The 11,202-nt window shown below is 33.7% G+C and carries 11 protein-coding genes; all 11 read right to left on the bottom strand.

What is annotated here, in order from left to right; all coding sequences use genetic code 11:
• Positions 1-575, bottom strand: a 575-nt coding sequence (locus ACLUJM_RS08070) for an AAA family ATPase (RefSeq protein ID WP_412412594.1), incomplete at its 3' end; no start/stop codon positions are given.
• 425 nt (positions 576-1,000) lie between these two features.
• Positions 1,001-2,533 carry a glutamine-hydrolyzing GMP synthase gene (gene guaA / locus ACLUJM_RS08065; RefSeq protein ID WP_094224359.1) on the bottom strand — a complete coding sequence of 511 codons (1,533 nt, stop codon included), beginning with the start codon at positions 2,531-2,533 and terminating at the stop codon, positions 1,001-1,003.
• An 8-nt stretch (positions 2,534-2,541) separates the two neighbouring features.
• Complete coding sequence (locus ACLUJM_RS08060) at positions 2,542-4,137, bottom strand: ABC-F family ATP-binding cassette domain-containing protein (protein ID WP_412412593.1); 1,596 nt, start codon at positions 4,135-4,137, stop codon at positions 2,542-2,544.
• A 139-nt stretch (positions 4,138-4,276) separates the two neighbouring features.
• Entirely contained in the window at positions 4,277-4,834 is a 558-nt protein-coding gene (locus ACLUJM_RS08055; protein ID WP_412412592.1) for a uroporphyrinogen decarboxylase family protein, read from the bottom strand.
• A gap of 21 nt (positions 4,835-4,855) precedes the next feature.
• Complete coding sequence (locus tag ACLUJM_RS08050) at positions 4,856-5,197, bottom strand: hypothetical protein (protein ID WP_412412591.1); 342 nt, start codon at positions 5,195-5,197, stop codon at positions 4,856-4,858.
• 23 nt (positions 5,198-5,220) lie between these two features.
• The gene (locus tag ACLUJM_RS08045; RefSeq protein ID WP_412412590.1) at positions 5,221-5,391 is read right to left on the bottom strand and encodes a hypothetical protein; all 171 of its coding nucleotides are present in this window, start codon (positions 5,389-5,391) and stop codon (positions 5,221-5,223) included.
• 59 nt (positions 5,392-5,450) lie between these two features.
• Positions 5,451-6,476: a phosphoribosylformylglycinamidine cyclo-ligase gene (gene purM / locus ACLUJM_RS08040; protein ID WP_412412589.1), complete on the bottom strand. Its 1,026-nt coding sequence runs from the start codon at positions 6,474-6,476 to the stop codon at positions 5,451-5,453.
• Positions 6,476-6,949 carry a 5-(carboxyamino)imidazole ribonucleotide mutase gene (purE, locus tag ACLUJM_RS08035; RefSeq protein ID WP_002835595.1) on the bottom strand — a complete coding sequence of 158 codons (474 nt, stop codon included), beginning with the start codon at positions 6,947-6,949 and terminating at the stop codon, positions 6,476-6,478. Before purE ends, purM begins: the two co-directional genes overlap by 1 nt.
• 9 nt (positions 6,950-6,958) lie before the next feature.
• Entirely contained in the window at positions 6,959-8,410 is a 1,452-nt protein-coding gene (gene guaB / locus ACLUJM_RS08030) for an IMP dehydrogenase (protein ID WP_412412588.1), read from the bottom strand.
• Positions 8,411-8,598: 188 nt separating this feature from the next.
• Complete coding sequence (locus ACLUJM_RS08025) at positions 8,599-9,552, bottom strand: 1-phosphofructokinase family hexose kinase (RefSeq protein ID WP_412412587.1); 954 nt, start codon at positions 9,550-9,552, stop codon at positions 8,599-8,601.
• A gap of 70 nt (positions 9,553-9,622) precedes the next feature.
• The gene (locus ACLUJM_RS08020; RefSeq protein WP_412412613.1) at positions 9,623-11,167 is read right to left on the bottom strand and encodes an NAD(P)/FAD-dependent oxidoreductase; all 1,545 of its coding nucleotides are present in this window, start codon (positions 11,165-11,167) and stop codon (positions 9,623-9,625) included.
• Positions 11,168-11,202 lie beyond the last annotated feature (35 nt).

Here is an 11,202-nt window from a genome sequence, read left to right as displayed (position 1 = left end):
GTGTTTTTACCCCAATATTTTTCTATATTATCTTTTAATTCTTTTTTATAAGAAGGTGTTGTTATCATTGAAGGACTAATAATTATATTATTAGCATCTATTTTGAAAAGTCTACCAACTCTCTCATTTACTAGATACTTTAATTCTTCAAATATAACTGACTCATCATCAAATTTCAACTCGTAAGAACCCTCTAACCCATTTATATTGAAGCCTATTTTAACTTCCATATTACCTTCTGAATTTATGGTTTTGTTCTCTTGTATCAGACTCCTCATATCAAAAAAAGAATCCTTAATAATATGATCTAAAACTTCTTTTTTTATTTCATCATTTTCAATATCAGATAAAAGTTCAGGTACATTTTTATCATAAATTTTTCGTAACTTAATATTATTAGATAGTGTTAATAAGCTTTTTTCTAAAAACAAAATCGAGGATATCAAATTTGTCTTACCTGCCCCATTTTCACCATATATAAATATCATTTTTTTTGGCTTTTTATTTTCCCCTCTTAAATCTATCTTTACATCAGTCAAAGATTTGAAATTCTTAAGTTCAATATATGATAACATAGTTAATCCTCCTATCTGTTATAAATTATAACATTTTTTCGTATTATTTCAAAATTTTTTTAGCTTAGTTTTGATAGTGACATTCATGAATTTTCATGATATACCACTATACACATTATATATTTAAGAACAGGTAAATAATTTAAATATTTATTATAAAAAATTTGTAAAAACTTCTTCTATTTTTATTATACATTCCATGATTTTCTCAATTTAATTTTTTCTATACTATAAGTTGTAAAATTAAATTCGACACAAAAAAGACCGCAGTTTGAAGCTACGGTCTAATTTTTTATCCAAATGTTAAACCACTTGGAACTATTATTCAATTTATTCTTTTTTACTTCCAGTACCATATGAGTACCAGTAGCCATTTTTCATTCTCTATATAGCTTGTAATCAAACCATTTCAGAAAATTTTGCGATTACTCCCATTCAATTGTTGCTGGTGGTTTGCTTGTTATATCGTACACTATTCTATTGATATGATCGACTTCGTTTATTATTCTTACTGAAGTTTTGTCTAATACTTCGTATGGGATTCTTGCCCAATCGGCTGTCATGAAGTCTGTTGTTGTTACGGCTCTTAGTGCCAATGTGTAATCGTAAGTTCTAAAATCTCCCATTACTCCTACTGTTCTATTGTTAGTGATTACTGCGAAGTATTGGTTGATGTCTTTGTCGATTCCTGCTTTTGCAACTTCGTCTCTGAATATATAGTCTGCTTCACGCAACACTTCTAATTTTTCTTCAGTGATTTCTCCCATTACTCTGATTCCTAGTCCTGGTCCTGGGAATGGTTGACGATATACCAAATATTCTGGCATTTCTAATTCTAATCCCAATCTTCTAACTTCATCTTTGAATAAATCGCGAAGTGGTTCAATTAAATCTTTGAAATCAACTACATCAGGAAGTCCTCCAACGTTGTGGTGAGATTTGATAACTGATGCATCGCCTTGTCCAGATTCTATTACATCGGGATAGATTGTCCCTTGTGCTAGGAAATCTACAGATCCGATTTTCTTAGCTTCATCTTCAAATACTCTGATGAATTCTTCTCCGATGATTTTTCTCTTTTGTTCTGGATCTGATACGCCTTTTAATTTATTTAAGAATCTGTCTTTTGCATCTACTCTTACGAAGTTCAATTCGTCATTTTTGAATGCGGCTTCAACTTCGTCGCCTTCATTTTTTCTCATTAATCCATGGTCAACGAATACACATGTCAAGTTTTTGCCGATAGCTTTTGATAAAAGTGATGCACATACGGAACTATCTACCCCACCTGATAATGCCAACAAAACTTTTTTGTCGCCGACAGTTTTTCTGATTTTTTTGATTTGTTCTTCCAAGAAGTTTTCCATTGTCCAATCTCCGTCTGCTTTACAGATTTCATAAAGGAAGTTTTTGATAAGTATTTTACCTTCTACTGTATGGTTAACTTCTGGGTGATATTGAACTGCGTAAATATTCTTGTCTTCATTTGCAATGGCTGCAACCGGACAAGAATCCGTTGTTTGAATGATGTCAAATCCTTCTGGTTTTTTTGATACGAAATCAGTGTGACTCATCCACACGATGCTTTCGTCGCTCATATCTTTTAAGATAGGGCTTTGGTTTTCGATTTTGGCATTAGTTTTACCAAATTCACGATTTTTCGCTTTTTCAACAACTCCCCCGAAATCTTTGGAGATAAGTTGCATTCCGTAGCACATTCCCAAAATAGGAATATTTAATTCAAAAATTTCTTTGTCGATTTGTGGAGAATTTTCTTCGTAAACGCTGTTTGGTCCACCTGTAAAGATTATCCCTATTGGTTGTTTTTCTTTGATAACATCCAATGCTTTTTTGTAAGGAACAACTTCGCAGTATACGTTCAAATCTCTAACGCGGCGAGCGATTAGTTGATTATATTGTCCTCCAAAATCTACTACAATAACTAATTGATGTTTCATTTCTACTCCTAATTATTAGTTAAATATTTTTCTATATAGTCTTCGTAATTCATTGATACGTCACGATAAGTTCCGTCATCAAATATTTCAATAATTCTATTTGCAACAGAAGATACAAATTGGTGATCGAGTGATGTGAACAAAATATTTGATTTGAATGTAATCAAACCGTTATTTACAGCTTCGATACTTTCCAAATCCAAATGGTTTGTAGGTTGGTCGAACACCAAGACGTTGGCTGGTGTTACCATCATTTTGGAAAACATCATTCTGACTTTTTCGCCCCCGCTAAGAACGTTGGCTTTCTTCAAAGCTTCATCACCTGAAAAAAGCATCTTTCCCAAAAATCCTCTGATGTGAATTTCAGATTTTTCTTCGCTGAATTGTCTCAACCAATCAATCAAATTCAAATCGCAATCTTCGAAGAACCTAGTGTTATCTTTTGGAAAATACGTGTGAGTTATAGTTTGTCCCCATTTGTATTCTCCTGTATAATCATCATCGTTACCGTTGATTATTTCGAAGAATTTCGTGATGGCGATTTCGTTTCCGATAAATCCGATCTTATCTCCTTTGTTAACTCTGAAGCTCAAATTATCGATAAGCTTGTTGCCATTTTGTTCTACAGTCAAGTTTTCTACATTTAGAATTTCATTACCAACTTCTCTTGAAAGCTCGAATCCAACGAATGGATAACGTCTACTAGATGGTTTAATGTCATCTAATGTGATTTTATCGAGAAGTTTCTTCCTACTTGTAGCTTGTTTGGACTTCGATTTATTTGCAGAAAATCTTTGGATAAATTCTTGAAGTTCTTTGATTTTGTCTTCTTTTTTCTTGTTTTGTTCTTTTTGCATTCGAAGTGCAAGTTGGCTTGATTCATACCAGAAATCGTAGTTACCAACGAACATATTAATCTTTCCGTAGTCGACATCCACCATATGAGTGCATACTTCGTTTAAGAAATATCTATCGTGAGATACTATGATTACAATTCCTGGAAAATCCATCAGAAAATCTTGTAGCCACAATATTGCTTTCAAATCCAAACCATTTGTAGGTTCGTCTAGTAGCAATATTCCTGGATTTCCGAACAAAGCTTGTGCCAATAACACCTTTACCTTGTCAGATTCTTTTAAATCTTTCATCAACATAAAATGTTGTTGTGTTGTTATTCCCAAACCCTGCAGCAAAGATGAACTTTCCGCTTCTGCTTCATATCCTCCAAGTTCTTGGAATTCTGCTTCTAATTCCGCTGCTCTCATTCCATCTTCATCGCTGAAATCTGGCTTCATGTATATAGCATCTTTTTCTTTTTGGATATCGTAAAGCTTTTTGTTTCCCATCAAAACTGTATCCATTACGCTGTTTTCTTCAAAAGCATAGTGATCTTGGTTAAGTTTCGATAATCTTGTGTTCTTATCTATCGTGACATTGCCTTTTGTAGGCTCTTTTTCTCCAGATAAAATTTTGAGGAATGTAGATTTCCCAGCACCATTCGCACCAATAACTCCGTAACAGTTACCTGGATTAAAAATTAGGTTAACATCCTCAAATAATTTTTTATCGGGGAATATGACACTTAAATTGTTAACTGTTAACATCTAAATCCCTCCAATACCCACATATTATACCATAAAAGTATTATCAAGTCTTGATTTTACGATATTTGAGTACAAATTTTAATTCAAAAACAACCATTTAATTTCGAAAAATAAATGGTTGTAATCTGTTATTTAATAATTATATGTTTGATAAACCTTTTGGTAGTTTGCCAATACAAGCATCTTTTCCATATTCACATACAGCTCTTACATAGCTTTCGATGTTTTCAATTGGTGTGTTATCGCAAGCTGTACATCCAGCATTCAAAATATATCCTTTTGGGCTGTCCGCTGCTTTTTCCAAAAGTGTTTTGACTTCTTTTCTTACAGTTTCAGGATCTAAATTCAAAAGCACATCCATTGGCGCAATATTCCCTTCAATTATCATATCGTCACCAAGGCTGTTTTTGAGTTGTCCAATATCTTCGATATTATCTACAGAAAATCTTGAAAAACTACTACCTTTGAAATTATCCCACACTTTATCAGTTTTGCCACAGATGTGAACCATAGGTTTGATTCCTGTGATTTCATACACGCTGTCGGATAGTTTCTTCATGTAAGGTTGTGTAAACTCATCGTATTGCTTCTTGCTGATGACATTCAACGAAGAAACTGGATCAGCAATTTTGAAAAAACATCCACCTACTACTTCTGTAAAAATCTTTACAAAATCTATAGTATAATCTGTGCACATTTCCAAAAGTCTTTTGATATCTTACTTGTTTTTTCGAGTATCACGAAGAAGTTTTTCCACAGGTCTAACTCCTGATGCTGTCGTAAGAGGTTCTGTCACAGCACCAAATATGGTGATTCCTCTCATTGCTTCTTTTGTTTTCTTAGCTTTTTCAATAAAATTTACAACAGTTTCGCTAGATTTTATATCTATATTTTCCATTTTGGAAAAATCTTTGTAATCATCAAGCGCATACACCGATGTCAATGAATCTCCTTTTTCAGTCATCTTGGTTTCACTTCCCAAAATGCTTCCAATTCCTTTTTGATCCATTCCTATATACATGTAATCAATTCCATACAATGATTTTTTCAAATGAACCATATCAGTGTACAACCCAAAATCATTTAAAATATCTTTCTTGGAATATCCGGAATTGATAGCCAGGGAGTCTCCACATCAAAAAGATCGAAAGGATTTACATCCACGACATTTCCTTCTAAGTATGATTGTAACCTGGAAGTATAAGTCATATTCAAAAGACCTTCATCAACAAATGAAATAAATTTTTTCGACATATTCTCCCTCACTTTTTTTGACCCAGAATTATTTTTGAAAATTTTGATTAATTCCTACATTAGTCTAGATTAATCGCAACTTTTGTTTCAGTTTGTTTGCAAACTCCGCATTTTTTTGCTTTTGGATCTATTTTTTGTAATATTTCAAGAGATTTATCCACATCTTTTGCATCAACTACAATTACCATGCCTATACCCATGTTAAAAGTGGAGAACATTTCTTTTGTTTCAACGTTTCCCCATTTTTTAATAGCTTTGAATACAGAATCTATTTCTGATTCTTTTAGGTCAAATTCTATTCCTATATTTTCTGGTAACATTCTTGGCACGTTTTCGTATAATCCGCCACCTGTAATGTGAGCGATACCTTTGATTTCAACTTCTTTTAATAAAGCAGAGATTTCTTTTTCGTAAATTCTAGTAGGAACCAAAAGTCTTTCTCCAACTGTAGTGTCTTCAAATTTGTCGGATAATTTTACATTAGCTACATCTAATGCTGCTCTTACAAGTGAAAAACCATTGCTGTGAACTCCACTTGAAGATAAAGCTATTGCAACATCTCCTTCTTTGATGTTACTACCGTCGATTATTTTGTCGCGGTCCACAATACCAACTGCAAATCCTGCCAAGTCATAATCATTTTCCTTGTATAGTCCTGGCATTTCAGCAGTTTCTCCACCGATTAATGCACATTCAGATTGACTGCAACCTTCCGCTACCCCACGAACCAAATCAGCCATTTTTTTTGGTTTCAAACTTCCAGTAGCGATGTAATCTAAGAAGAACAATGGCTTTGCACCTTGGCACAAAACATCATTAACACACATTGCAACCAAATCAATACCAACAGTATCGTGCTTATCAAGTTCCATTGCTAATTTGATTTTCGTTCCAACACCGTCAGTTCCACTTACCAAAACAGGTTCTTTCATGTCGGAGATTTCTGGTTTGAATAAACCAGCAAATCCTCCAATACCTGTTAGAACTTCCTTGCCATGAGTTTTCTTTACGATTTCTTTTATAATTTGAACTTCTTCGTATCCTTTTTCTTTATCTACGCCAGAATCTTTATAAGTTAATCCCATTATATTTCTTCTAACTCCTTGTCAGAATCTATGACAGCTTGTTTCATTTCTTCTTTGTAATCTTTTAATTTTTGAGCTAGTTTTTCGTCAGACAAAGCAATCATTTGAGCTGCTAAAATAGCTGCATTTTCTCCACCATCGATTGCTACAGTTGCAACTGGAACTCCTTTAGGCATTTGAACTATTGAATACAAAGCATCCATTCCAGCAAGTGCAGATCCTTTTACAGGAATTCCTATAACTGGTTTTGTTGTCATTCCTGCAGTTACTCCACCTAAGTGAGCAGCTTTTCCAGCTATTGTAATGTAAACTTTGCAGTCATCTTTTTCAACAGTTTCTTTTAAAACATCCAATGCTCTGTGCGCTGAAATAACTGATACTTCATAAGAAAGCTCGAATTTTTTCAACATTTTTGTAACTTTTTTTGCAACTTCAATATCTGAACTGCTTCCCATTATTAATCTAATATCCATTTCTTGCTCCTATTTCTTTGTATAGTTTGGAGATTCTCTAGTAATAGTAATATCATGTGGATGATTTTCTACAAGAGTTGCTGGAGAAATCTTCACGAATTTTGATTTTTCTTTTAATTCAACTAAATCTTTGCTTCCTACATATCCCATACCTGAACGAAGTCCACCAACTAATTGATATATAACTTCTGCTACAGAACCTTTGAAAGCTACTCTACCTTCTACTCCTTCTGGAACGTATTTTTTAGTGTTGTTTTGGAAATATCTGTCACCACTTCCTGCTTTCATAGCACCAAGTGAACCCATTCCTCTGTATTCTTTGTATTGTCTACCTTCTAATACAACTAATTCTCCAGGGCTTTCTTCAGTACCAGCGAACAAGCTACCTGCCATGATTACAGATGCACCTGCTGCTAATGCTTTTGTAATATCTCCTGAGTATTTAATACCACCATCGGCGATGATTGGAATACCGTGTTTATCAGCTTCTTTCGCACATTCGATTATAGCTGTCATTTGAGGAACACCTATACCTGTTACAACTCTTGTTGTACAAATAGATCCAGGTCCGATACCAACTTTAACACAATCTGCCCCGGCTTCTATCAAATCCCTTGTAGCATCTGCTGTTGCAACGTTACCTGCGATTATTTGAAGATCTGGGAAAGCTTTCTTTAATTTAGTTACAGCATTCAAAACTCCTCTTGAATGACCGTGAGCTGTGTCGATTGTTACGACGTCAACTTTTGCATCCACTAAAGCTTGACATCTTTCAATCATATCATTAGTGATACCAACAGCTGCACCAACTAATAATCTTCCTTGTGAATCTCTTGCTGAGTTTGGATATTGAATTGTTTTTTCAACATCTTTTGTAGTGATAAGGCCTTTTAATTTGAAGTTTTCATCTACAATTGGAAGTTTTTCAATCTTAGCATTCATCATTTTTTCCAAGGCTTCATCCATTGATATGTTTTCGTGACCTGTTATTAAATTGTCCTTAGTCATAACATCACCAATTGGAAGTTGTTCGTCCTTTACGAATCTAACATCTCTGTTAGTTAGGATTCCGACTAAAGTCATATCATCATTAACTATAGGTACACCGCTAATTCTGTAATGACTCATCAATTTCAAAGCATCAACGATTTTGTCATCTGCAGATAAGTAAAAAGGATCAGTAATTATTCCATTTTCTGAACGTTTAACTCTATCTACTTCTCTTGCTTGTTCTTCAATAGTCATGTTCTTGTGAATAATTCCGATCCCGCCTTGTCTCGCCATAGCGATAGCCATTTTTGACTCAGTTACAGTGTCCATTCCTGCTGACATCATAGGAATGTTCAATTCAATAGTTTTCGTTAATCTTGTTTTCAAGATAGTTTCATTAGGTAACACTTCTGATGGACCTGGTACTAGAAGTACATCATCAAATGTTAATCCTTCGCCGATAAATTGCATAATACCCTCCTCGTAAAATAAATAAAAACTTTGTTAAAAATTTTTAATGTTGAGAATAAATTTACCATACAAATGATCACAAGTCAAGCAAATTTATTACTCTTGTTTTCTTTAAAGTTATTATATCAGAAATACAAATTTTTGAGCAAGAAAAAACGCATCAAAATAAATTTTGACACGTTTTATTTTTATAATAATTCAACATCTATTTGTTCGTAAACTTCGTTTATTTTATCTACATCTAACTTTTCAACTTCAGAAACCCTAGCATTTAATACTCCTAGAGTTAATGATTTAAGGACAGTTTCCATAATATCTTCGCCTTCGTCCAAGAATTTCGCCAAGCCTGCCACAGTTGCATCTCCACTTCCGACAGTTCTTTGGATTTTGTATTGAGGAACTTTAATTCTGTACAAGCTATCCTTGTATTTTAAAATCGCTCCGTATTTTCCATGAGTTACAAGTACAATTTCAATCCCATCTAATAATTCACTGTCGAACACTTTTTTCAAATAATCAGAGTCTTTATCTATGAACTCTTCTGATGAAATGTCTTCTGTTAATCCTATGATTTCCTTAAATTCATAAAAATTAGGCTTAATAGCAAATGGTTTGTAATTATTTTCCAAAACTTTCTTAGTCACTTGTCCATTTGTATCCAAAATAATTTTGCTCTTGTCCTTCAGAATATCCATAGTTTCTTCAACAAAATTATCCGACAAACCATTCATCAAACTTCCGCTGATTACAGCTATGTTATAATTCTTGCCAATTTCTGTAAGTAATGACATGAAAGTTCTCTCAAACCTTGAGTCCATTCTATTTGTTTTTTCAAATATTTCGAATTGTTTATCTCCGTGAATAACCCTAATACAATTTCTAGTGTCTACATTTGTGAAGATAAAATCATGCTTAATATCCACATCATCTAATTTGTCGATAACATAATCCCCGTTACTTCCGCCAATAAATCCCGTAACCATGAAATCAGCTCTCAACAAATCCAAAACCTTCGCCACATTTATGCCCTTGCCACCTGGCGTTTTATACACATCATCAACCGTATTTATTCCATTGATATCCAACTCGTCCATCTCGTAAATCACATCAATGGCAGGATTTGCAGTTATACAAAGTATCATTTTCTTCTCCTCTTAAATTTTACAAAAATTTATCTTTTTATAAATATACCCAATAATTTAGCATTTTAATTTATTTAGATAAATTTGACGTAAGAATAACCTCAGCAGCCTTCAATCCGTCTATCGCACTCGATACAATTCCTCCAGAATATCCACTACCTTCGCCAATCACATACAAATTATCAACATTTTCGCTTCTTAACAAATCATCTCGATCCATTCTCACTGCACACGATGTTCTCGTTTCAACTCCTGTGAGTATAGCATCATCCATTGAAAATCCGTGAAGCTTGTTGTCCATCATTTTAATCGCAGTTTTAATGTAATTTGTAACATGCTCTGGGTAAATATCATTCAAATTGCTCAAAACATATCCCGGTTTTACAGTAGGTTCAACTTCTCCGATCTTTTCAGATTTTTTATCATCCATAAAATCTTTTACCAACTGAACTGGTGCATTGTAATTGGATCCTCCCAATTCAAAAGCCTTGCGTTCGATTTCTTGTTGAAATCTAATCCCATCCAATAAATTATGCCCATAAGTTTCCTCATCAATTCCACATACAATTGCACTATTTGCGTTTCTGCCATCTCTTTTGTGAAAACTCATACCATTTACGCACAACTCATTTTCTTCACTAGAAGCATTGATTACATAACCTCCTGGACACATGCAAAAAGTGTACACTCCTCTTTTGTTTTCTTCAGAATAAGAAAGCTGATAAGTCGCACTTGGAAGATTTCTGTCGCATTTATATTGTGCCCAATCAATCATTTTTTGTGGATGTTCAATTCTAAAACCGACAGCAAATGGTTTGTTAGTCATTTTAATTTTGTCGGCTAACATCATCACAGTATCTCTTGAACTGTTTCCAAGAGCAAAAACGTAACAGTCAGATTCAAATTTTTTATTCTGTGATTTTATTCCCACACATTTTTCATTTTCAATTTCGACATCGTCGATTAATGTATCGAATTCAAATTCACAATCCATTTTGATAAGGTCATTTCTCATATTAACAATTACTTTTTGCAATTCATCGGTTCCTATGTGAGGCTTGGAGTCATACATAATTTCACTAGGAGCGCCGTAGTCCACAAATGTCTTCAAAACTTCTCTTACTCTTTTGTCTTTAGAACGTGCAGTTAATTTGCCATCAGAAAAAGTTCCAGCTCCACCTTCTCCAAATTGAACGTTACTGTTTGTGTTAAGCTTACCAGTTTCCAAGAATTTGTTGATATCGTCAACTCTTTTAGATACTTCACTTCCTCGTTCAATAACTTTCACCTTTGCTCCGTTTTTCGCTAACAAATACGCACAAAACAATCCCGCAGGACCACTTCCAACAACTGTGACGCTCTTCGAATTATCGACATCTTCTAAGTTAAAATCTTCCTCAAAATATTTCTCGCAATTTTTGATTGATTTTATTTTTTTATCAGACAAATCAACATCCACGATAACTTGGTAATTAAACAGAATTCCCCTTCTAGCATCAATTGATTTTCTGTAGATTTCATAATTGAAGTTTTTCATTCCAATCATTTTAGAGATTTTTTTCTTCAATTCGTTTTCGTCGTCATTTTTTAATTTTATATTTCTAATAATAATCATAATTTTCTCTCTTTCGTTTACTACTTGTATTATAT

The organism is Finegoldia sp., from assembly GCF_046991905.1.
Lineage (GTDB): Bacteria > Bacillota > Clostridia > Tissierellales > Peptoniphilaceae > Finegoldia.
This window is presented reverse-complemented; position numbering and strand designations above follow the sequence as displayed.

Excerpts from the sequence above, each read along its gene's own strand:
- guaA (WP_094224359.1), bottom strand. The coding sequence starts at position 2,533 with ATGAAACATCAATTAGTTATTGTAGTAGATTTTGGAGGACAATATAAT.
- ACLUJM_RS08060 (WP_412412593.1), bottom strand. The coding sequence starts at position 4,137 with ATGTTAACAGTTAACAATTTAAGTGTCATATTCCCCGATAAAAAATTA.
- ACLUJM_RS08055 (WP_412412592.1), bottom strand. The coding sequence starts at position 4,834 with ATGTGCACAGATTATACTATAGATTTTGTAAAGATTTTTACAGAAGTA.
- ACLUJM_RS08050 (WP_412412591.1), bottom strand. The coding sequence starts at position 5,197 with ATGGTTCATTTGAAAAAATCATTGTATGGAATTGATTACATGTATATA.
- ACLUJM_RS08045 (WP_412412590.1), bottom strand. The coding sequence starts at position 5,391 with ATGTCGAAAAAATTTATTTCATTTGTTGATGAAGGTCTTTTGAATATG.
- purM (WP_412412589.1), bottom strand. The coding sequence starts at position 6,476 with ATGGGATTAACTTATAAAGATTCTGGCGTAGATAAAGAAAAAGGATAC.
- purE (WP_002835595.1), bottom strand. The coding sequence starts at position 6,949 with ATGGATATTAGATTAATAATGGGAAGCAGTTCAGATATTGAAGTTGCA.
- guaB (WP_412412588.1), bottom strand. The coding sequence starts at position 8,410 with ATGCAATTTATCGGCGAAGGATTAACATTTGATGATGTACTTCTAGTA.
- ACLUJM_RS08025 (WP_412412587.1), bottom strand. The coding sequence starts at position 9,552 with ATGATACTTTGTATAACTGCAAATCCTGCCATTGATGTGATTTACGAG.
- ACLUJM_RS08020 (WP_412412613.1), bottom strand. The coding sequence starts at position 11,167 with ATGATTATTATTAGAAATATAAAATTAAAAAATGACGACGAAAACGAA.